This is a genomic window from Amycolatopsis sp. NPDC104587, from assembly GCF_055583645.1.
This window is the reverse complement of sequence record NZ_JBVJNO010000001.1, coordinates 329445-350102: the sequence shown is the minus strand read 5'-3', so window position 1 is coordinate 350102 and position 20658 is coordinate 329445. Positions and strand designations below refer to the sequence as shown.

The 20658-nt window shown below is 70.9% G+C and carries 19 protein-coding genes; 7 read left to right on the top strand and 12 right to left on the bottom strand.

All coding sequences use genetic code 11. From position 1 onward, the window contains the following. Positions 1-271 precede the first annotated feature (271 nt). The 5 genes from ACZ61C_RS01680 to ACZ61C_RS01660 all read left to right on the top strand — a co-directional run bounded on the left by ACZ61C_RS01680 (position 272) and on the right by ACZ61C_RS01660 (position 3737). Positions 272-1000, top strand: a complete 729-nt coding sequence (locus ACZ61C_RS01680; protein ID WP_465301695.1) for an OmpA family protein — start codon at positions 272-274, stop codon at positions 998-1000. Between the two features lie 12 nt (positions 1001-1012). Then, positions 1013-1405, top strand: coding sequence for a hypothetical protein (locus tag ACZ61C_RS01675; protein ID WP_465301693.1), 393 nt, complete (start codon positions 1013-1015; stop codon positions 1403-1405). Positions 1406-1462: 57 nt separating this feature from the next. Then, positions 1463-1939: a DUF6932 family protein gene (locus ACZ61C_RS01670; protein WP_395920886.1), complete on the top strand. Its 477-nt coding sequence runs from the start codon at positions 1463-1465 to the stop codon at positions 1937-1939. Then, positions 1936-2820, top strand: coding sequence for a hypothetical protein (locus ACZ61C_RS01665; RefSeq protein ID WP_465301691.1), 885 nt, complete (start codon positions 1936-1938; stop codon positions 2818-2820). Before ACZ61C_RS01670 ends, ACZ61C_RS01665 begins: the two co-directional genes overlap by 4 nt. Positions 2821-3071: 251 nt before the next feature. Beyond that, positions 3072-3737: a DUF4190 domain-containing protein gene (locus ACZ61C_RS01660; protein ID WP_465301689.1), complete on the top strand. Its 666-nt coding sequence runs from the start codon at positions 3072-3074 to the stop codon at positions 3735-3737. Positions 3738-4047: 310 nt separating this feature from the next. Here the strand turns inward: ACZ61C_RS01660 and ACZ61C_RS01655 are convergent, their stop codons facing one another. From ACZ61C_RS01655 to ACZ61C_RS01620, 8 genes are all read right to left on the bottom strand, one after another. Then, positions 4048-6825: an AfsR/SARP family transcriptional regulator gene (locus ACZ61C_RS01655; protein ID WP_465301687.1), complete on the bottom strand. Its 2778-nt coding sequence runs from the start codon at positions 6823-6825 to the stop codon at positions 4048-4050. 483 nt (positions 6826-7308) lie between these two features. Next, positions 7309-8211 (bottom strand): ectoine hydroxylase, encoded by a 903-nt coding sequence (gene thpD / locus ACZ61C_RS01650; protein ID WP_465301685.1) that lies wholly within the window; start codon positions 8209-8211, stop codon positions 7309-7311. A 32-nt stretch (positions 8212-8243) separates the two neighbouring features. Beyond that, on the bottom strand, positions 8244-8630 hold the full coding sequence (locus tag ACZ61C_RS01645) for an ectoine synthase (RefSeq protein ID WP_465301683.1): 387 nt from the start codon (positions 8628-8630) through the stop codon (positions 8244-8246). A 13-nt stretch (positions 8631-8643) separates the two neighbouring features. Further along, positions 8644-9897: a diaminobutyrate--2-oxoglutarate transaminase gene (ectB, locus tag ACZ61C_RS01640; protein WP_465301681.1), complete on the bottom strand. Its 1254-nt coding sequence runs from the start codon at positions 9895-9897 to the stop codon at positions 8644-8646. A gap of 14 nt (positions 9898-9911) precedes the next feature. Beyond that, on the bottom strand, positions 9912-10424 hold the full coding sequence (ectA, locus tag ACZ61C_RS01635; RefSeq protein WP_465301679.1) for a diaminobutyrate acetyltransferase: 513 nt from the start codon (positions 10422-10424) through the stop codon (positions 9912-9914). A gap of 227 nt (positions 10425-10651) precedes the next feature. Continuing rightward, complete coding sequence (locus ACZ61C_RS01630) at positions 10652-13768, bottom strand: patatin-like protein (RefSeq protein WP_465301677.1); 3117 nt, start codon at positions 13766-13768, stop codon at positions 10652-10654. A 126-nt stretch (positions 13769-13894) separates the two neighbouring features. Continuing rightward, positions 13895-15130, bottom strand: a complete 1236-nt coding sequence (locus ACZ61C_RS01625; RefSeq protein WP_465301675.1) for a DUF445 domain-containing protein — start codon at positions 15128-15130, stop codon at positions 13895-13897. 3 nt (positions 15131-15133) lie between these two features. Next, positions 15134-15925 (bottom strand): Abi-alpha family protein, encoded by a 792-nt coding sequence (locus ACZ61C_RS01620; RefSeq protein ID WP_465301673.1) that lies wholly within the window; start codon positions 15923-15925, stop codon positions 15134-15136. A gap of 81 nt (positions 15926-16006) precedes the next feature. Between ACZ61C_RS01620 and ACZ61C_RS01615 the strand changes: the two genes are divergently transcribed. Continuing rightward, positions 16007-16822 carry a maleylpyruvate isomerase family mycothiol-dependent enzyme gene (locus tag ACZ61C_RS01615; protein ID WP_465301671.1) on the top strand — a complete coding sequence of 272 codons (816 nt, stop codon included), beginning with the start codon at positions 16007-16009 and terminating at the stop codon, positions 16820-16822. Positions 16823-16880: 58 nt separating this feature from the next. On the opposite strand, the gene ACZ61C_RS01610 is transcribed toward ACZ61C_RS01615, so the two are convergent. The 4 genes from ACZ61C_RS01610 to ACZ61C_RS01595 are packed head-to-tail and all read right to left on the bottom strand — an operon-like array spanning position 16881 to position 20117. Then, positions 16881-17324 carry a LapA family protein gene (locus tag ACZ61C_RS01610; RefSeq protein ID WP_465301669.1) on the bottom strand — a complete coding sequence of 148 codons (444 nt, stop codon included), beginning with the start codon at positions 17322-17324 and terminating at the stop codon, positions 16881-16883. Between the two features lie 46 nt (positions 17325-17370). Beyond that, positions 17371-18510 (bottom strand): dipeptidase, encoded by a 1140-nt coding sequence (locus ACZ61C_RS01605; protein WP_465301667.1) that lies wholly within the window; start codon positions 18508-18510, stop codon positions 17371-17373. 42 nt (positions 18511-18552) lie between these two features. Then, positions 18553-19155 (bottom strand): alpha/beta hydrolase, encoded by a 603-nt coding sequence (locus ACZ61C_RS01600; protein WP_465301665.1) that lies wholly within the window; start codon positions 19153-19155, stop codon positions 18553-18555. After that, entirely contained in the window at positions 19152-20117 is a 966-nt protein-coding gene (locus tag ACZ61C_RS01595) for a ring-cleaving dioxygenase (RefSeq protein WP_465301663.1), read from the bottom strand. The genes ACZ61C_RS01600 and ACZ61C_RS01595 overlap by 4 nt, the downstream gene beginning before the upstream one ends. Before the next feature lie 80 nt (positions 20118-20197). Here ACZ61C_RS01595 and ACZ61C_RS01590 point away from each other — a divergent pair, with 80 nt between their 5' ends. Further along, complete coding sequence (locus ACZ61C_RS01590; RefSeq protein ID WP_465301661.1) at positions 20198-20653, top strand: MarR family winged helix-turn-helix transcriptional regulator; 456 nt, start codon at positions 20198-20200, stop codon at positions 20651-20653. Positions 20654-20658 lie beyond the last annotated feature (5 nt).

Sequence of the window (20658 nt, the reverse complement as noted above, 5' to 3'; positions counted from 1 at the left end):
GTGGCTGCGCGGAAGTTCGCCTGAGGGACTTCGGTTCCGGAGCGGCCTTCATGTTTTGCGCGCAGACATCCCCCGCAGACATCCCCCGCAGACATCCCCGCCGCTCCCTGGGGGCCGGCCCCAGTCCAGCATACCGGCCCCCTCTCACACACGGTGCTGAACCGACCACCACAGCCGCAGTTGTCCACATGTCGACTTGCCTGGGGACAACTTGTGGACCACCACTCTTCCCCGGCTCGCCAACCCGCTCCGCCCGGCTTACAGTCCCCTTATGTCCGGTGGTCGGCGCTGGATCCTCATGCTCCCGATCGCGGTGCTGGTCACGGCGCTGCTGGCGGGCGTAGCGACCTGGGCGCAAGCCGGGCGCATCCAGCGGGACCTCACGGCGAAGGCCGAAAGCGCGCTCGCCGCCGCCGGCCTTCCCGCGGGCACCCTCAGCTTCGACGGCCGTGACGCCACCCTCAGCGGCTTCCCGCCCGGTCAGGCCCTCCGCGCCCTCGAAGTCGTCCAGAGCGTCGACGGTGTCCGCGCCGCCAAGCTCGAAGGGGACATCACCCCCGTAGCACCGAGCCCGACCCCGACAAAGCCACCCAGCACCACGGCACAGCCGACCGCACCACCAGCACCACCGGCCCCGCCGCCCACGGACAAGGCCGGGGTGCAAGCCGAGATCGACCGGATGCTCGCCGAGGCGCCGATCACCTTCGTGCCGGACACCGCCCGGCTCACGCCCGAAGGGGAGCAGGCCGCCCGGAGCGTCGCCGTCGCCCTCACCAAGTCGCCCGAGACCTTCCGGTACCGCGTCACCGGGCACGCCGCCCGCGGGTCCGGCAGCGCGAGCGGCGCACTGAAGCTTTCCCGGGACCGTGCCAAGGCCGTCACGCGGATCCTCACCACCAACGGACTGACGACCAAGCGCGTGACCTCTCGCGGGCTGGGTGACACCCGGCCCGCGGGCGGCGGCGACGAAGACCGGCGCGTCGAGATCACGGTCGTTTAGGGGTGATGGCGGATGGTGTGGCTGTTCGGGCAGATCTGGCTGTGGCTGGTCATCGCCTTCGTGCTCGGCGCCCTCACCTCGTGGCTCGTGCTGCGTGCCGCGCAGCGCCCCCGGTCCGCTCCACAACCCGCGGCTGAACCCTACGAACCCGAGTACGAGCCCGAGCCGCTCGCCGCCGAGCAGACGCAGTTCATCCCCGCCGCCTGGACGCAGGCCGAGCGGCCCGAGGACCACCGGTTCGAAGACGAGGACGAGGAGCCTGACGGCCACCGCGAGGGACGGCTGCCGCTGCCTCCACAGCGTGGCGCGCAGGCCGAAGACTGGCCCACCGAAGAAGAACCGGCTTGGCCCGAGACCGAAGAGGCCACCCCGCGGTGGCCGCAGCAGCCTGGGCGCGGCGGCTGACACCCATCCTGGTAAATTCGGCTACGCACTGTGAGCGAGGGCTGAGGAGGGGGTGACGTGGCGCTCCCCCATTGGACGTCGCAGCAGGTCCTGCCGCCGGGGCGCCACGCGGGCGACCTCGCCGACGTCTACGAACGCCTCGTGTTCGACGCCCCGCACCAGAACGACCGCGAAATCCTCTTCAGCGCGCTCAACAGCTACCTCGGTGTCGCCCGGCGGATCATGCCGACCGGCCGGGCGTGGATCGGCGGCGAGCTCATCACCCGGACCGCCCACCCGCCGCGCAGCCTCGACGTCGTCCTCATCCCGGACGAGTGGGGCGCGCTCAAGCGGCTCGACGACGCCGGCCGGTCGGCGCTCTACGGCCTGCTCACGCTGCGCGGTGTCATCGTCGGGCAGCCCGCGATGTACCTCGACCAGGTGCAGCCGGTCGGCGGCATGCTGGACGGCTTCCTGTGCCGCCCCGGCGACGAAGACGTGTGGGCCGAGGTCTGGGCCGAAGGCGGCAGGGGCTACCCGGAGATGATCTGGTGAGGAACGAGTTCCGGCGCATCGCCGACGAGATCCCCGGCGGCACGTGGCTCGACGACCTCGCGCGCGCGTCGGCGATGGCGGCGAACGCCAAGTTCGAGCGGACGTCCCGCTCACCGCTGCTGCACGTCTCGGTGATCGGTGAACAGAGCATCGACGCCTACACCTTCTCCGACATCAGTCGCGCGCTGCAGGACGCGACCGCGAAGATCGGGCACATCATCCGGAACCCGTCCGGTGAGGTCACGATCGTCCAGCAGGCCGACCGCGACAAGGCGCCGCTGATCCAGCGCGGCCAGGCGGGCAACGCGATCTTCTTCGGCTTCCCCGAGCTCGACGTCTCCGACGACGCGTTGATCGTCGACGGCATCGAGACGCTGTCCGAGCGCGCCGTCAAGGAGCTCTGCGACTTCCTGCCGGCGAACGGCTCGGACGACGGCGCGCTCGACGCCGTGCTGCTGCAGCGCGACACCGTCCGCAACGCCGTGAGCGACATCGTCAACGCCGTCGCGAAGAACGCCGGCATCGGGATGGCGCTGACGCCGACCGCCGGTGAGCAGGTCACCCGCAGCATGACGACCGAGCAGGCCCGGATCCTGCAGGGCAGCCTCCGGGAGTCCCGCGAAGAGGTCGGCTACGAGACGGTGCGCGGGCGGCTCGACGGCGTCCGCACCCGGCGGCGCATCTTCTACCTCGACCGCGAGTCGGGCGGGACCATCCAGGGCGCGGTGGCGCCGGACCTGCTCGACGAGATCAAGGAGAACCTCGACCGCCCGGTGACCGCGCGGCTGCGCGTCGTGCGGACGACGACGATCGACGGCCGCCGCGGCCGCCCGGTTTTCGAACTCCTCGAAATCACGCCCGAAGTGAGCCTTTTCGACTGACAAGTCCGATTCACGACTTTCGCTGTGGGCAACCGAGCCGACACTCGTCGTAGGCTCCGTGGCGGTATCGAACAGTGGGAACTCCGATATTCTTTCCATTGATCACCGGGCCACACCCTGCGCACGATGTCAGGAAATACCGATACCCGGCGCAAAACGGTGGGACAATGACTTTTTCCAGAATGTAACAATTTCGTCCTGGACCACGCTTATGGGTTAACGTCGTCGCACTCCCACCCGAAGGGGCTTGCATGATGACCGACCCGCAGTACCCGCCCACCGCTGCGCGTCACGGCCGGCCGGCGCCGCCGGTGACGGCGACCGAGCGGCGGCAAGCGAATGCGAAGCCCGGCCGGAACATCCTGGCGATCGTCGGCCTCGTGCTCGGGTCGGCCGCGCTGGCCGTCACGTTCGCCCCGGACGTCGACTATGTCGCGTGGCCGCTGGGCGGGCTCGGCCTGATCCTGGCGATCACCGGATTGGTCCAGGTCAAGAAGGGCACCGTGGGCGACCGCGGGCTGGCGATCACGGGCACCGCGGTCTCGGTCGTGGCGCTGCTCGCGGCGGCCGGGATGCTGCTGTACTCGACCTTCCTCGGCGGCGGCGAGACCGGGCTGCACCTGCCGGCCGTGGCCACCGACAAGCACTCCGTGGTCTTCGAGGTCACCGCCTCCGGCGGCGCGACCGTGCGGTACGGCAGCCTCTCCGACCAGCGCACCGAAAACGCCCCCGCGAGCACCGACGCGTGGCAGGGCGAAGCGTCCTACAACAATGGTTCGTACCTTTTGACGCTCACCGCGGACACCCGGAATTCGCAGACCAACAACGAAATCGCCTGCGCCATTCTGATCGACGGCAAGAAGGTCGCGGAAAACAGCGGGACGACGATCGCGCTCTGCACGGCCAACGTGAGCTGAGCCGCGCGCCTGGCGACCGGCCGGCCTACCCCCATCTCGGCCGGCCGGGCCGCCACGAGCCGCTCCTGGCGGCTCCCGGCCCCGTCGCGGTTTCCCGCGCGGGGCCCGGCACCGGCGTCTCCGCCTGCCCCTCCCCTAGGGCTCTGCCGGCACCGCCGAACCTACGCGGACGCCGCCCGCGGGCACTAAGAATCCACTAAGGATTGTCCGGTGCGGGCCGGGCCGTGACCCATTCGCAACCGAAGGTCGCACCACCGGAATCCGGATCATCGCGACCGCGCCGGCACAGTTCGAATGGGCCGCGAATAGGTCACTGCAGTTCGGCGAGCTCGGTGCGGACCTCGCCGACGAGCTTCGGGTGCACGCGCTCGTAAATGCGCACCGACAACGCGAGTTGTTCGCGGGCGCCGTCGAGGTCGCCCCCGGCCCGCAGCACCCGGCCCAGGGTCAGCCGCAGCGCGCCTTCGCGCGCGACGAACTCGCGGCTGATCGCGAGGTCGATCGCCTCCCAGACGTGCCGCTCGGCCGCGGCGTGGTCGCCCGTGCGCAGGCAGAGCTCGGCCAGCTTGTCGAGGGAGACGACCACGCGGTCGTCGTCGCCCAGTTCGCGGTCGATCGCCAGGCCGGCGAGCTGGTGGGTGATGGCGTCGGTCAGCCGGCCCGCCCGCTTCTCCGCCTGCGCGCAGCTGCTGAGCGCCTGCCCGCGCAACGTGACGTCACCGGCGGCCGCCGCGGCCTTCGCGAGCCGCTCGATGGCCTGGTCGTGCTCGCCGAGCCGGCTCAGCGCACGGCCGAGGTGCAGGTCGGCCGAGGTGACCAGCCGCTCGTCGGTGCTCCCGGCGGCCAGCCGCGCCGCGCGTTCGGCGTCGGCCAGGCCGTACCCCGGCAGCTCGAAGGTCAGCGCGATCTCGCACCGCGCGAGCCGCAGCCAGCACTGCCCCTCGACGTCGCCGGTGGCCTCGGCGGCGGCGACGCCCAGGTCGGCCATGCGGAGCCACTCGTCCAGCAGCGGGCAGGCGACGCGGTAGCTGTGCCCGAGCCGGGCCAGCCGCCAGACGTCGTCGTGGCGGCCCGCGGCGTAGGCGGCGTCGAGCACCGCGAGGAGGTTCGGCCACTCGGCGGCGAACCAGTCCTGCGCCTCGGCGAACCCGGTCAGCGGCGGCATCGCGTCGTCGGCGAGCACCCCGGAGAAGTCGAGCGGGTCGGCGACCGGGCCCAGCCGGCGCCGGGCGCGGTCGGCCGCCGCCTGGTAGTAGCGGATCGTCCAGCCGAGCGCGTGCGCGCTGCGCTGTCGACCCAGCTCCTGCTCCGCGAGTTCGCGCAGGTAGAGCCAGACGAGGTCGTGCGGGACGAAGACGTCGCGGGCGGTCTCGGCGATGAGGTTGTGCGCGGCCAGCGCGCGCAGCCGCCGCCGGGCTTCGGCGACCGGGATCTGCGCGACCGCGGCCATCACGTGCGGCCCGACCAGCACCCCGGGCACGGCGCCCAGCTGCAGGAACGTCTCCGCGATCTCGCCGGGCAGGCCGCGGAAGGAGACGTCGAAGGCCGCGCGCACGCCGTCTTCGGCGCCGTCGACCTGCAGGCCGGCCAGCCGGGTGCGTTCGTTGCCGAGCTCGTCGACCAGCTCTTCGGCGGTGCGTTGCGCGCTCGCCGAGAGCCGGGCGCCCGCGATGCGGAGCGCGAGCGGGAGATACCCGCAGAGCCGCGCGAGCGCGTGGTTGAGGGCGGCCGGGCCGGCCAGCTCTTCGATGAGCCGCACGGCGTCGTCGGGTGCGAGCGTGCCGAGGACGCGGCGCCGGGCCGCGTTCGACACGGCGAGCCCGTCGAGGCGCGAGCGGCTGGTCACCACCGTCATCGTGCGCGCGCTCGGCGGCAGGAGCGGGCGGACCTGCTCGGCGGTGCGGGCGTCGTCGAGCAGCACGAGCATCCGCCGTCCGGCGATCAGCGACCGGTACAGCGCGACGCGCTCGTGAAGCAGCTCCGGGATCTTCGCGGTTTCGACGCCCAGGCCGAGCAGGAACTGCGTGAGCAGCTCCGCGGGCTCCAGCGGAGGGTGGTGCGGATCGAAGCCGCGCAGCGACGCGAACAGGACGCCGTCCGGGAACCGCCGCGCGACCCGGTGCGCCCACCAGACGACCAGCGTGCTCTTGCCGACCCCGGCGGTGCCGGTGACGACGGCGATCGTGGTCTCCCCGGCCTCGGCGCGGGTGACGAGGTCGTCGAGCCAGGCCAGCTCTTCGGTGCGCCCGGCCAGGTTCGGCACCGCGGCGGGCAGCTGCGAAACCGGCCGCCCCCGCTCGTCCGCCACCGAGCTTTCACGTGAAAGCTCGGGCCCCAGGTGGGAGCTTTCACGTGAAAGCTCCGGGAGGTCGTCGTTGAGGACGCGCTCGTGGAGCCAGCGCAGCTCGACGCCGGGCTCGACCCCGAGGGCGCGGAGTGTCGCGCGGGAGACGGTCCGGTACAGCTCGAGCGCGTCACCGCGGCGGCCGGCGTGGTACAGCGCGCGCATCAGCTGGCCCGCGGTCCGCTCGGCCAGCGGGTCGGCCCGGACGATCGGGCTCAGCTCGACGATCAGCTCGGCGTGCCGGCCGAGCCCGAGATCGGCGTCGACGCGGGCGCCGTGCACGGCCAGGCGGAGGTCCTCGAGTTCGGGCGCCTGCAGGGAGTCGGGCACCCCGCCGAGCGCGGGACCCTGCCACAGCGCGAGCGCCTCGGCCAGCAACGGGGCGGCGGTCTCGGGGGTGGCGACCGACGCGCGGTCGAGCAGGGTGCGCGCCCGGTGGACGTCGATCCGGTCGGCCTCGACGTCGAGGCGGTAGCCCGGCGGGGTGGTGAGGATGCTCAGGCCGTCGACCTCACGCAGGATCCGCCGCAGGTGGGAGACGTTGCCGTGGACGATGGTCCGTGCCGTCGCGGGCGGGTTGTGGCCCCAGAGCGCGTCGATGATGTCGTCGAGCCCGACGACCTTGCCGGGCTTGAGGGCGAGTAGCGCGAGCAGGCCGCGGACACCGGGGCCGCCGATCGGGACGGGGTCGTCACCGTGGAAGAGCTGCACGGGCCCGAGCAGCTGCAACCGGGTTTCGGCCATGCTCGCGCCCACCTCCCCGGGGTCCACGGTCGTCGGCCGGCGTCTCCCTCGCCGGGGAAGCCAACCTACCTTGGTCACCGGTTGTCGAGCGGGGCCGGTACCAGCTGTTTTGGTGGTTCTGCGGATTTCGCAGCGGAGGTGGGCGAAGGGTGCGGCTTCCACCGGGACCCGGGTATGACACGACCCCGCACCATCGGTCCCGATCCGCTGGTGCGGGGTCGTGCTGAATCTCCCGGCCGGGCCGCCAGGGGGCGCGGTCCACCCGTCGTCTTCACAGGCGACCGGGCGGGTGAGCTCACCCCGAGCGAAGCACCCGCCGATCGTCCGCGAAGACGTCTGTCGCGCGGGCCACACGCCCGCGCGGTGGCGACACGGTAACAAAGCGCACCGGATCAGTCACCGCCGGGCCAGGTTGCTTTCCGGGGGCTCCGGGTGGCGGAGCCCCCGGCCCGGGGCGAAGCCCCGGAAAGACGCTGTGCACAACTAGCGCGAGATCGGGGTCGAATCGCGGCCGGCGATGAACGCGGGCCGCGGGGTGCTCGCGGCGAACGGCTGCTCCAGGGCGTTTTCCACGCTGTTGAACACCAGGAAGATGTTCGAGCGCGGGTACGGCGTGATGTTGTTGCCGGAGCCGTGCATGATGTTCGAGTCGAACCACAGAGCCGAGCCCGCCTGGCCGGTGAACTGGTCGATGCCGTGCTCGGCCGCCATCTTCGTGATGTCGTCCTCGTTGGGCACGCCCACCCGCTGGTCCTTGAGCGAGTCCTTGTAGTTCTCGTCCGGCGTCTCGCCGGCGCACTGGACGAACGTCCGGTGCGAGCCCGGCATGATCATCAGGCCGCCGTTGAACGGGTAGTTGTCCGTCAGCGCGATGGAGCAGCTGACCGCGCGCGGGGCCGGCATGCCGTCCTCCGCGTGCCAGGTCTCGAAGTCCGAGTGCCAGTAGAACCCGGTGCCCTTGAACCCCGGCATGTAGTTGACGCGGCTCTGGTGCACGTAGACGTCCGAACCGAGCAGCTGACGCGCCCGGTCCAGCACGCGCGGGTCGAGCACCAGTTCCGAGATCAGGTCCGAGAGCACGTGGACGTCGAAGATCGACCGGACTTCACCGGTCTTCGCCTCGGTGATCACCCGCTCGTCGCGGGCGAGCTCGCGGTCGGACGACAGCCGCACCAGCTCCTGCCAGTACGCCTGGACCTCACCCACCGAGAGCATGTCGTCCACCACGGTGAAGCCGTTGGTCTCGTGGTTCGCCAGCGTCGCGCCGTCGATCGGGCCGTCGGCTTCGGTACCCCACACCGTGGGGTGCACGCGCGGCAGGTGCGCCGGCGTACCGGTGATCCGGGTCGGGTAACCGTCGTCGACCCGGGTGTCCGCGAGAGTCACGGGCTTCGCCTCCTGTTTCCTCGCTGCGGCTTTCACTCGGTGACGAGCGGGTACACGCCGTTCTCGTCGTGGACCTCGCGCCCGGTCACCGGGGGGTTGAACACGCAGACGCACTTGATCTCGGTCTTCGGCCGGACCTGGTGCTTGTCGTGGTCGTTGAGCAGGTACAGCGTCCCCGGCTTGAGCTGGTGCACCTCACCGGTGGCGAGGTCTTCGATCTCGCCCTCGCCGGAGGTGATGAACACCGCCTCGATGTGGTTCGCGTACCAGAAGTCGTTGACCGTCCCCGCGTACAGCGTGGTCTCGTGCACCGAGAAGCCGACGCCCTCCTTGGCGAGGATGATCCGCTTGCTGCGCCAGTTCTCGGTCTTGATGTCGGCGTCGGTGTCGGTGATCTCGTCGAGTGTGCGAACGAGCACGGGCGTGGCTCCTCTACTTCTTCAGGACGGCCTTGATGGACTCGTCGATGGTCGACAGGCCCTGGGTGAGCTCGTCGTCGGTCAGGGTGAGCGGCGGCAGCAGCTTCATGACTTCGCCGTCGGGGCCGGAGGTTTCCATGAGCAGGCCGCGCGCGAACGCTTCCGCGCAGACCCGGCCGGCCAGGTCGCCGTTCTCGAACTCGAGGCCGCGCGCCAGGCCGCGGCCCTTGGCGACGAGGTTCGCGTCCGGGTAGGCCTCGACGATGCCGGAGAACGCGGCGGCGATGCGCTCGCCCTTGGCCAGGGTCGACTTCTCGAGCTCGTCGTCGCTCCAGTAGGCGTTGATCGCCTCGGTCGCGGTGACGAACGCCGGGCTGATGCCGCGGAAGGTGCCGTTGTGCTCACCCGGCTCCCAGACGTCGAGCTCCGGCTTGATCAGCGTGAGCGCCATCGGGATGCCGTAACCGCCGATGGACTTCGACAGGCAGATCATGTCCGGCTTGATCCCGGCGTCCTCGAAGCTGAAGAACGGGCCGGTGCGGCCGCAGCCCATCTGGACGTCGTCGAGGATCAGCAGGATGTTGTGGCGCTTGCAGAGGTCGTCGAGACCCTTCAGCCACTCCAGGCGCGCGGCGTTGATGCCGCCCTCGCCCTGGACGCCTTCGACGATGACCGCGGCCGGCTCGTTGAGCCCGCTGCCGGAGTCTTCGAGGAGCTTCTCGAAGTAGAGGAAGTCCGGCATCGCGCCGTCGAAGTACGCGTCGTACGGCATCGGCGTGGCGTGCACCAGAGGGACGCCCGCGGCGCCGCGCTTCATCGAGTTGCCGGTGACCGACAACGCGCCGAGCGTCATGCCGTGGAAGGCGTTGGTGAAGTTGATGACCGACTCCTTGCCGGTCACCTTGCGCGCCAGCTTCAACGCCGCCTCGACGGCGTTGGCGCCACCCGGACCCGGGAACACGACCTTGTAGTTCAGGTCACGCGGGTCGAGGATCTTGTCGCGGAAGGTCTGCAGGAAGTCCCGCTTCGCCACCGTGAACATGTCCAGCGCGTGCGTGACGCCGTCACGCTGGATGTAGTCGATCAGCGCCTGCTTCAGCCGCGGGTTGTTGTGCCCGTAGTTGAGCGCGCCCGCTCCGGCGAAGAAGTCCAGGTAGGACTTTCCGCTCTCATCGTAGAGATGGCTGCCCTGGGCGCGGTCGAACACGACCGGCCAGCCGCGGCTGTAGCTGCGGACCTCGGATTCGAGCTCTTCGAAGATACTCATGACTTTCTTTTCTCCTACTCGCCCGGATCTTTGCGTGCCGTGAGCGGACCGATGCGGTAAAGCTCTTCCGGTAGGTGTTCACCGTCACCGGGGAAATCTTCACCGGCGAACAGCACCGTGGTTTCCACCGCCGCCTCCCAGCGCTTGGCGAAGGAGGTGAACAGCCGGATGGACGCTTCGTTGTCCGGGGTGATGGTGGTCTCGAGGTAACGCACCCCGGCGTCGACCAGGCGGTCGTACAGGGCGTCGAGCAGCTTCCCTGCCAGGCCCTTCCCGCGCTGGGACGCGTCGACCGCGACCTGCCAGACGAACCCCACGTCGGGCTCACCCGGCCGGCGGTAGCCGGTCACGAATCCGACCGCCTCGCCGTCTTCGCGCGCGACCACCGATGTCTCGGCGAAATCGCGGCACCACAGCATGTATGCGTACGGCGAGTTGAGATCCAGCTTGGCGGAATCGCGCGCGATTCGCCACAGCTGCGCGCCGTCCGCCTTGGTCGGGGATTCGATCAAGTGCGTTACGGACATACTCAGGAAACGTAACAGAGAATTTTCGCCCCGCCAGCGACGCAGCTCACGACCCCGCGATGACCTGGGGCGAAGCGGAGTACCCGGTGAGGAGTCCCACAAACATGTTTGAAGTGGACAGTTCCGGGGCATACGCGCGCCTGGGCCGCGAGCTCGTGGCTCGCGACCTACCTCGCACCATGAACCTCATCGCCGGTGATCGCAAGGCGACGGGCCGGACGAGTTGCTCAGGGTGAGCTTTCGGTGGCCAGTTCCGGGGTCGCCGGGGCCGCGGGCGCGGCGGCCGGCGTCGCCAGCACGACCGGCTCGGCGGCCGCCACCGGTTCGGCCGCCGCCTCCGTCGGCCGGTCGCCGCGGCGGGCCCGCCGCCACAGCGCGCCCAGCGGCGGCACGACCCACGGCAGCAGCAGGACGACCACGAACACGACCCACCAGACCGGCGCGTCACCCCGCCCCCAGCCGGCGACCACCGAGCCCAGCCAGCCGAAGAACGGCTTCGCGAGCACGGGCAGGAAGGGGGCCAGCAAGAGCCCGAGCAGGGCCAGCAGGCCGAGCAGGTAGAGCCAGCCGAGCGGCGACCTCTTCGACATCAGCAGCACGTTGACCACCACGAAGACCACCGCGCCGGCCAGCACGGGCAGGCCGATGAGCCCCACGACCGCGCTGCTGTTGCCGCCCATCAGGAGGCCCGCGATCAGGGCCAGCGCCGCGGCGACGATCGTTCCCGGCGTCTTGAGCGCCATCGAGCCCTTGGTGATCCGCCAGGTGCTGCGGGCGGTGGCCCGGACGGCGGTGACCACCGACTTCGCGGCCTTCGGCGTTGACGGCGGCACCGTCGCGGCCGCCGCGTTCACCCCGGCCGCGGCCAGCTTGATCATGGTCTTGACCAGCAGGGGCGTGCCCCGCTCGTCCGAAATCCGCTCGGCGGAGACGGTGCACGCCTGGAAGGTCTGCTGCGTCTGGTCGGCACCTTCCAGCGGGAGCTCCGGCCGGGCCAGCCCGCGGAAGACCTTGGACTTCTTGTCGCTGCCCTTCGCCTTGACGACGTCGTCCTCCGCGTGGCGGCACACGACCGGCAGCTCGGTCCGGGCGATCTCCAGCTGCCGCGCCCGGGCGAGCACGAGCGCGGTCACCGGCATGCTCGGGGGCGCCGCGGCGGCGGGTTTTTCGATCGGCTTCAACCGGGAATCGAGCCCCAGGAAGGCCAGCTCCTGGTCGAGCTGGCATTTCAGCACGTCGACGTCCGCCTTCTCGAGGTTGTCGGCCTCGCGCGGGGGACACCAGCCGATCTCCTCGAAGGTGGCCTTCACCTCGTCGCGGAACACGGCGGGCCCGGCGAGGTCCCGGAGGTTCCGCAGCCGGGCCGGGTCGAGGAGCACCTGCATGAGCCAGCCCGCTCCGTCGATCCGGCCCCACATCCAGTCGTTCGCACGCCAGGACGCCTTGTAGAAGGCGCCGAAGTAGCCCGCCTGCATGCCGGTCAGCTTGTCCCACGAGCGCCGCCGCTCCATGTCGAGCAACGTCCGCGAGTCAGCGCTGACCTGCACGAGATCGGCCCGCTGGTCGACCGCGGGCGCCTCCGCCAGCAGTCCGCGCCCGGCGACGTGCAGCGCGAGCAGCCGGGCGCGCACGACGTCGTCGTCGGGGTCGCCGTCGAGTGCGAGCCAGTCCAGCAGCGTCGCCACCTCGTCGCCTTCACCCGGTCGCGACCCGACCAGGCGCCGCAACGCGGGTGCCGTGGTGCGCAGCTCCGAGACGACGGCGGACCAGGCGTCCGCGAGGCCCTTGGTCTTCCCGAGCGCCGCCCAGTCCAGGGCCAGCTTGCCGACCCACGTCGCGAGGGTCTCGGCCGGTTCCGGCGCCGCCTGCGCCATGACCCACTGGTCGAGCTTCTCCCCGCGCGCCGAAGCCACCCGCGCGCTGTGCAGCCCGGCGCGGGCCTGGTTGAGGACGGCGGCGTCGGCCGCTTCCGGGCCGAGGCGGAAGCCCGCGTTGATCAGCTGCAGCCCGGTGGCGACGGCGTCCGCGAGCGCCGAAGTGCGGTACGGGACGAGCGCCGACGACGACATCCGGGGCGCCGGCGGGTCGGGCGGGACCTCGTGCGCCAGCCCGGCCGCGGCCGTCTGCCGCAGGGACTCCGACTTTCCCGTGAACCACTGCAGTTCCGGACTGTCCACACGGGACTGTGCGTACCGCCGGGCGGCGAGCTCGACCAGTTCGGCCGCGTCCCCGGCGGTCCGCCGCTCGAGGTAGGCGCGGGAGAGCCGCGGGTCGATCAGCGACTCGGCGCCGCCGCGCGTCCCGAGGCCGGCCAGGATGACCCGGGTGTCCCGGGTCCGCGTGACGCCGGCGTTGTGCCGGGAAAGCTCTTCGAGCTCGGAGCTGATGGACTGGCTCATCACCGCGGCGACGACCTTGCCCATCGTGTTGGTCAGCAACGGGAAGTCCCCGGGATCGCAGGGGTGCACCTCGGCTTCCCGTTCCCCGGTGGGCACGACGTAGAGCAGCAGCCGCCGGACGTCCGCGGCGGCCGGCCGGGCGAAGATCTCTTGCAGGGCCGGGCGAAGCGGCTTGTTGAGCAGCACCCCGCCGTCGGTGACCCAGTGCGAGCGGGTGAGGGCGGTGTACGGGCTCATGTCCGGGTGCGCCGGATCCGTGCGGTCCGCGCCGATCGGCACCCGCGACAGCTCGAACGCGCCCGGGTAGGAGGCGGTGGACCGGGCGGCGAGGGCGAGCGGCCCGACCACCTTCGGCGTGCGCCACTGGTCGCCGTGGAACCGGAAGAGCATGCGGTGCTCGGTGTCCCGGACCAGGTTGCCCAGCGCGTCTTCGTAGCGGGTGCTCTCGCCGTCGATCATGGTCCCGGTGAGCAGCACGGTGAGATCGGCGGCGCCCGCGGCGGACGGCTGCCCGCTGCGCACGATCTGCTCGAGCGCGCCCCGGACGCCGTCGAGCAGCACCCGGTCGCCGTCCAGCAACGACCGAGGCTCGGGCTCGGCGGGGTCGCGGGTCAGGTTGTCCAGCGAGCCGGTCGAGATCCAGGTGTCGCGCAGGCTTTCGGGCGTGGACCCGAAGGCTTCGGCGAGCCCGAGGCAGGCGGCGTTGACCCCGCCGGCGCTCGTCCCGGTCAGGACGTCGACGGAGAGGTCGGCCCGGAGCAGCCCGGTCAGCTTCCGGTAGAGCCCGGCGGGCGCGCCGTCCCGGGCTTCGCGCAGCAGCAGCGACGTCTCGGCGGCGACCCCGCCCATCCAGACGGCGAGGCTGGCCCCGCCGACCATGGTCATCGCGAGCCGGATCTCCTGCCGGGGCAGCGCGTCCACGCGCGGTTCCGTCGTCTCAGCCATGGGCTCCCCCGCCCGGTCGTCGTCCGTCGCAGAGTAGAGGCGCAAGGTAAGCCCGGGGATACGTACAGGTGTACGGCCGTTCGGGTGGACTTGCTCGCCCGCACGGCCGTCAGGTGTTCACCGGGGTCACGCCGCGAGGTGCTCCAGCAGCAGGACCTGCGCTTCACCGACCGCGAAGCCCAGCACCGCGCCCGTCGCGATCAGGATCCATTCGTCCTGCTCGAACGCCGGGCGCAGCAGGCGCTCGAACTCGCGCGGGGACAGCTCCTTCATCTTGGACACCAGCACGTTCCGGATGTCCATAGCATCGGTCGCGTAGTCCTCGATGTACCGCATCGTCTCCGGCAGGCGGCTCATGATCTGCGACGCGATCGCCAGCTTCATGTCCTGGTACTTCCGGCTGCCCACCGCAAACACAACCAGCGGCCGCGCGACACTGCCGAGTTCTTCGTCCAGCTGGCGCTGGATCAGTGCGAGCACCCGGTCGGACAGCGGGCCGTGCAGGATCGCCTCGATGACGTTGTGCGGCGTGATGATCTCCTTCGCGATCAGCTCGCCGTACGCCTCCGCGACTTCTTTGCGCCGCTTCAGGAACAACCCTTGCCACGTGACGCCGAAGTACTTGCGCGGCTCGATCGGGTAGAAGATCATCCGCAACGCCAGCCAGTCGGTGAACCAGCCGGTGAACAGGCCGAACAGCGGCATGATCAGCGGGAACTTGAAGAGGATCCAGGCCACCATCTGGATCACGCCGATCGCGCCGCCGAACACGAGGCCGGACCGCGCGATGAACTTGAACTCCTGGGCGCCCGCCTCCTGGAAGATCCGGTTCAGCAGGCGCTTGTCCTTGACCAGGCTGGTGACCACCATGCCCTTGAGGTCGAACACACTGTCCACATCGGACTTGATCAGGTCGAGCACGGCGGCGACCATCCGCGGCGACTCGTGCTGGACGCGCTCGATCACCAGCCGCTGCACCCGCACCGGCAGCGACTCCCAGAGCCCCGGCTGGTAGTGCCCCGCCACCTCGCGGACGATGTCCTCGACACCCGCGAGCAGCGGTTTCTCGATCTCCTGGGCGATGCGGGAAGCGTCGAGGCGCGCGACGACCTCGGCCGGCTTGATCAGCTGCTCGGTCATCGTGTCGCAGGCGATGCTCGCCATCCGCGCGGCGCGCTTGGGGACGATGCCCTGCCAGCCGAAGAACGGCTTGATGCCGAGGAACTCCACCGGCTGGAACATCATCCGGATTGCGACGAGCTTGGTGCCGTAGCCGATCAGCGCGGCGACGACCGGGATCGAGACGTACAGGGGCCAGTGCTGGGCGAAGTCGGCGACGATGCCGGCGAGGAACGACCCCATCCGCTAACCGAGGCTCGGGTCGCAGGCCTGCCAGAACTCCGCGCCGAGGCGCGAGACGTGGATCGTGCGTTTGACGAACTTGGCCCGTTTGACGTGCTTCTCGGCGTCGCGCACGGTCTCGTCGGTCATCAGGATCTCGTACTGCGTCTCCAGGGACGGCACCTCTTCGTCGAGGTCGACGAGGCCGAGCCCGATCAGCCGCGTGACGTAGCCGGGCACCTGGTCGGGCAGCGACACCCCGGCCGCCTTGCCGACCGTGGAAGCGTTGCGCAGCACCACGCGGCCGCTGCCGCCGAGGCCGGTGCGCTCGGTGACGTCGAGCGCGGGGAACGGCGAGCCGTCGGACAGCGCCGACAGGATGCGGGCCTCGTCGGGCGTCAGCTGGCGCAGGATGATCGCGTAGAAGTACTCGCGGGCGCGGTCCCGCCCGAAGCCGATGGAGTGGTTGAGCAGCTCGGCCATCGCGGCGCGCAGCGGCTCACCGCGGTTGTCGCGGGCCGGCACGAGCGTGACGGTGGCCTCGACCTTTCCGGGCACCGCCGGGCGGTTCATCGCGGACGCCGCGGTGAGCGCCGCGTGGTAAGGGTCGTCGACCTCGTCGAGCCGGCGGCGCAGCTCGGCCAGCAGCTGGCGCTCGACCTGCCGCACGCCGCGTTCGGCCGTCTCCACCCCGGGCAGCCGGCGGGTGAGCTCGAAGCCGGTGCGTGCGGCCCAGCCGGCCAGCTGGCCGGCGCGGCGGGCCAGGTCGGCCACCTCGTCGCCGGTGCCCCGGCCGTTCGGTCGCTCTGCGTTCACGGGCGGACTCCCCTCTGCTTACGCGGTGATGCTACCTGCGGGTAGGCCGAATGGTCGTGTGACGACCGGCATGATGTGGCCATGAATCCTTGGGGCCCGCCGATCGACGTCCTCCCGCACTTCTCGAAGGAAGAACAGGCGCTGATGACGCTGCTCGGCGCGCTGACCGACGAAGACTGGACGCGCCCGACGATGTGCGCCGGCTGGACGGTCAAGGACATCGCCGCCCACCTGCTGGGCGACAAGGTCGGCCGGCTGTCCCGCGGCCGGGACGGCCACTCCGCCGATGCCCCCCGCCCGGGTGAGTCCTTCCCGCACTTCATCAACCGGATCAACGACGAATGGGTCGTCGCGTGCCGTCGGCTCTCGACCGACGTCCTGCTCACGATGATGTACGAGTTCATGGGCCAGACGACCGAGTACTGGGCCAAGCTCGACCTCGACGTCCTAGGCGAGCCGGTCAGCTGGGCCGGCGACGAGCCCGCGCCGCGCTGGCTCGACGCGGCCCGCGACTATTCGGAGTTCTGGGTCCACCACGTGCAGCTTCGCGAGGCGCTGGAGCACACGCCGCTGGAGGCCGAGTACGCCGAGCCGATCGCCGACACGTTCGTCCGCGCGCTGCCGCACACCCTGCGCGACGTCGAAGCGCGGGTCGGCAAGCAGGTCGGTTACACGGTCACCGGCGCCGGCAAGTGGCACGCCCGCCGCGAGCGCGACGGCTGGGTCCTCGACCGCGGCGCGCCGCCGTCCCGCACCCCGCTGGCCTCGGTGACGACGGACCTCGACACGTTCTGGCGGCTGTGCACCCGGAACGCGGCCGACCTCGGCCGAGTGAAGACCTCAGGCGACGAAAACGTTTGCGCGCAGGTCCTGAAGATGACCTCCATCATCGTCTGACCGCACTTTCACGTGAAAGTGCCCACCTGGGGGCCGCACTTTCACGTGAAAGTGCGGCTCAGCGTGGCCGGCGGGCCTGCTTCCGCAGCTGCAGGATGCGGGCGCCGCCGATGAGCGCGACCAGCACCGCGCCGCCGATCGCGGAGAACAGCATCGCGATGGCGAGCGGCAGGCTGCCGTCGGCGCCGAAGAAGTGGACCGTCACCGAGTCCAGGTTCTGCAGGATGAAGATCAGCAGCACGACGAGCACGAGCAGACCGGCGATCACGGCGACCCAGGTGCCGCTGATCCGCGTCGGCCGGGTCCGGGTCCGGCTCCTGGCGGCCGGGGCGGGCCGGGCGGGCGCGGGGCGCACCGGCGCCACCTCTTCCGGGCCGGGACGCACGTCGCCAGCGCGCAGCTCCGCGGGTTCCAGCGCACCCTCCGGCACGTCGGTTCCGGGCAGGTCGTGGTCTGCGGGGCCGGTGGGGCGGTCGGCCGCGCCCCCGCGCGCGTGCGTCATGAACCCAGTGTCCGCCCGGCGCGCGGGGACCGCCGCGTCAAACCCCCTAACGGGCGAAGCCGTCGACCTCCCGGAGGGCGCGCAGCGTGTTCTTCCCGGCCAGCTTCGCGCAGTCGTCCTCACTCCAGCCCCGCTCGAGCAGCGCCGCGAACAACACCGGGTACTTGGACGTGTCCTCCAGCCCCTTCGGCAGCGCGCCGACGCCGTCGTAGTCGCCGCCGAGGCCGATGTGGTCGATGCCGGCGACCTCGCGGGCGTGCTCGACGTGCGCGACGACGTCCTCGACGGTGGCCTTCGGCTTGGCCGGGCCACCCCACTCGTCGGCGAACTTCTTGCGCGCGCCCAGGTTCCGGAAGTCCTGGCCCGCGTCGGCCATGGCGGCCTTGAGCTGCTCGTCCCACGCCGTGACCTTCGGTGAGATGAACGCGGGCACGAACGTCGTCATCGCGACACCGCCGTTGCCGGGCAGCAGCGCAAGGACGTCGTCGGGGATGTTGCGCGGGTGGTCGTTCACCGCGAGGCAGGAGGAGTGGCTGAAGATCACCGGCACCGAGCTGACCTCGATCGCCGCCCGCATCGTCGACGGCGCGACGTGCGAGAGGTCGACCATCATCCCGATCTTGTTCATCTCGCGCACGACATCGCGGCCGAACTCGGTGAGCCCGTTGTGCTCCGGCTCGTCGGTGCCCGAGTCGGCCCAGGTGGTGTTGAAGTTGTGCGTCAGCGTCATGTACCGGACGCCGAGGCGGCGCAGGATCCGCAGCACCCCGAGCGACTCGGCGATGCTGTGCCCGCCCTCGGCGCCCAGCAGCGACGCGATCCGGCCGTCGGCGAACGCGGCCTCGGCCTCGTCGGCGGTGTCGACCAGCCGGAGCCGGTCGGGGTAGCGCTCGGCCAGCTGGTAGACGACCTCGATCTGCTCCAGCACCGCCGTCACGGCGCTGTGGCCCTCGAACTGGCAAGGCACGTACACCGACCAGAACTGCATGCCGAGCTTCCCGTCGGCGAGCTTCGGGAAGTCGGTGTGCAGGGCCGGCTGCCGGACGGTCAGGTCGAGCGACGCAGCGGCCTCGACCGGGTTGGGGCCGCCGTGCTGCCGCAGCTCCCACGGCAGGTCGTTGTGCCCGTCGGCGAGGATGGCCGAGTCCAGCAGTTGGGTAGCACGCTGCAGTGCCTCGTTAGTCATCGCCCGATCGTAGGGCGACCCGATATACGCTCCGTACAAACGCTAGGGCTTGATCCACTTCGCCGCGGCGCGCACGCCATCAAGCGTGATCTGGTGCCCGCCCGGATGACGATGCGTGACGACGTCGGCACCGCGTTCGCGCAGCAGGCCGATCAGCTCTTCGGTGGACGCCAGGGGCGCCATCGGGTCGTGTTCGCCGTTGGCCAGGAAGACCCGCGACGCGGACAGGTCCGCCTCGGGCGGCTGCGGCACGGGTGACATCGATGCGAAGAGCGCGGCTTCGCGCACGACCTCCGGGCGCAGCAGCGCCACCGCGGCGGCGATGTTGGCGCCGTTCGAGAAGCCGACGGCGACGAGCCGCCGGTCGCCGAAGCCGTACTCCTCGCGGGCTTCGAGGACGAAGTCCGCGAGCTGGTTCGCGCGCACGACGACGTCTTCGTGGTCGAACACCCCCTCGGCGAGCCGCCGGAACCACCGCGCGGCGCCGTACTCCGACACCGGGCCGGCCGGGGCCAGCACCCCGGCGTCCGGGCTCAGCTCGCGCGCCAGGCCGAGCAGGTCGTCCGGGCTGCCGCCGGTGCCGTGCAGCAGGAGCAGCACCGGCGCGTCCGGCGCACCTTCGGTGTACTTGTGCTCCAGCTTCATGACAGCTCCGGGTTGTTCTCGACGGGGAGGTTCAGCGCGGGGAGCATGTGCTGGATCTCGTCGCGACGCGGCTCCAGCCACGGCGGCAGCTTGAGCGCGCGGCCCAGCTCCAGCAGCGGCTCGTCGATCGCGAAGCCCGGCTCGTCGGTCGCGACCTCCAGGAGTGTGCCGCCCGGCTCGCGGAAGTAGATCGAGCGGAAGTACTGCCGGTCCAAAATGGACGTCACGTTCACGCCCTTGTCGACGAGCTCCTCGCGCCAGGCCTTCTGGGTCTGCTCGTCCGGTGCGCGCCAGGCGACGTGGTGCACGGTGCCCGCGGCGACCAGCCCGCGCGGCGCGTCCGGTGTCACGAGGACGTCGACCAGCGCGCCGGGCCCGCCTTCGCCGGCGGTGAACCGCAGCCGGTTGCTTTCCTGAGTGGCGAAGCTGAGGCCGAGGCCGTCGGTGAGCATGCCCGCGGTGGCGTCTTCCTTCGTGACCGAGAGCGTCACGGAGTGCAGGCCGCGGATGGCGTGCTCGGCCGGCACCAGCTCGGTGTCCCACGGGTCGCGCGGGTCGCCCTGCGGGTGGGCGACGAGGGCGAGCTGGAGGCCGTCCGGGTCGCGGAAGGTGAGCGTGTCCTCGTTGTCGGCGTTGCGGACCTCGCCGGTCTCGATCTGCTGCGCCGCCAGGTGCTGCTTCCACCAGCCGATGGACGCCTCGGGGACGGAGAACGACGTGGTTGTCGCCTGGCCGGTGCCGAGGCGGCCGCTCGGCGCGTCGGGCCAGGGGAAGAAGGTCATCAGCGAGCCGGGCTTGCCCGAGCTGTCGCCGTAGTAGAGGTGGTAGGTGCCGGGATCGTCGAAGTTCACGGTGGTCTTCACCAGCCGCAGGCCGAGGGTGCGCAGGTAGAAGTCGGCGTTGCGCTGGGGGTCGCCGCCGATGGCGGTCACGTGGTGCAGGCCGGACGTCTTGATCGACATGGTTGCCTCCTCAGGCCAAGGTAACCGCAGAACCTCTCGCGCGCAAGATATATTCCGAACAGACTTTCCGGTAGGCTGGCGTGGTGGATCCCAAGACCGACGACGACGAGATCGTCACCTGGTGGGGCCTGGTCATCGAGGGGTACCTGGCCACCCAGGACAAGCTGATGGGCGAGATCGCGGACCGCCTCGGGCTCGCGCCCGCGTCGTTCGACATCCTGCTGCGGCTGGTCCGCTCGCCCGAGCACCGGATGCCGATGACCCGGCTGGCGACGGAGGCCGCGCTGTCCAGCGGCGGTTTCACGAAGGTGGCCGACCGCCTGGTGGCGGCCGACCTGATCTGCCGCGTCCCGAGCCCCGACGACCGCCGCGTCACGTTCGCGTCGCTGACCGACCACGGCCTCGAGATGGCGAACAAGGCGCGCGAGGCGGCCGCGGAGATCCTGCGCCGGATCGTGCTGACCCCGCTGGGCGACGACGCCCAGGCACTGGCGGAAGCCATGCGCACACTCCGCGCGTTCAACGCCGACGAGTGAAAAAG

What these genes read in the sequence shown, in the direction of transcription:
- ACZ61C_RS01615 (WP_465301671.1), top strand. Translation starts at nt 16,007, where the DNA reads ATGAATCCTTGGGGCCCGCCGATCGACGTCCTCCCGCACTTCTCGAAG.
- ACZ61C_RS01660 (WP_465301689.1), top strand. Translation starts at nt 3,072, where the DNA reads ATGATGACCGACCCGCAGTACCCGCCCACCGCTGCGCGTCACGGCCGG.
- ACZ61C_RS01605 (WP_465301667.1), bottom strand. Translation starts at nt 18,510, where the DNA reads ATGACTAACGAGGCACTGCAGCGTGCTACCCAACTGCTGGACTCGGCC.
- ectB (WP_465301681.1), bottom strand. Translation starts at nt 9,897, where the DNA reads ATGAGTATCTTCGAAGAGCTCGAATCCGAGGTCCGCAGCTACAGCCGC.
- ectA (WP_465301679.1), bottom strand. Translation starts at nt 10,424, where the DNA reads ATGTCCGTAACGCACTTGATCGAATCCCCGACCAAGGCGGACGGCGCG.
- ACZ61C_RS01625 (WP_465301675.1), bottom strand. Translation starts at nt 15,130, where the DNA reads ATGGGGTCGTTCCTCGCCGGCATCGTCGCCGACTTCGCCCAGCACTGG.
- ACZ61C_RS01595 (WP_465301663.1), bottom strand. Translation starts at nt 20,117, where the DNA reads ATGTCGATCAAGACGTCCGGCCTGCACCACGTGACCGCCATCGGCGGC.
- ACZ61C_RS01675 (WP_465301693.1), top strand. Translation starts at nt 1,013, where the DNA reads ATGGTGTGGCTGTTCGGGCAGATCTGGCTGTGGCTGGTCATCGCCTTC.
- ACZ61C_RS01610 (WP_465301669.1), bottom strand. Translation starts at nt 17,324, where the DNA reads ATGACGCACGCGCGCGGGGGCGCGGCCGACCGCCCCACCGGCCCCGCA.
- ACZ61C_RS01680 (WP_465301695.1), top strand. Translation starts at nt 272, where the DNA reads ATGTCCGGTGGTCGGCGCTGGATCCTCATGCTCCCGATCGCGGTGCTG.
- ACZ61C_RS01600 (WP_465301665.1), bottom strand. Translation starts at nt 19,155, where the DNA reads ATGAAGCTGGAGCACAAGTACACCGAAGGTGCGCCGGACGCGCCGGTG.
- ACZ61C_RS01630 (WP_465301677.1), bottom strand. Translation starts at nt 13,768, where the DNA reads ATGGCTGAGACGACGGAACCGCGCGTGGACGCGCTGCCCCGGCAGGAG.
- ACZ61C_RS01655 (WP_465301687.1), bottom strand. Translation starts at nt 6,825, where the DNA reads ATGGCCGAAACCCGGTTGCAGCTGCTCGGGCCCGTGCAGCTCTTCCAC.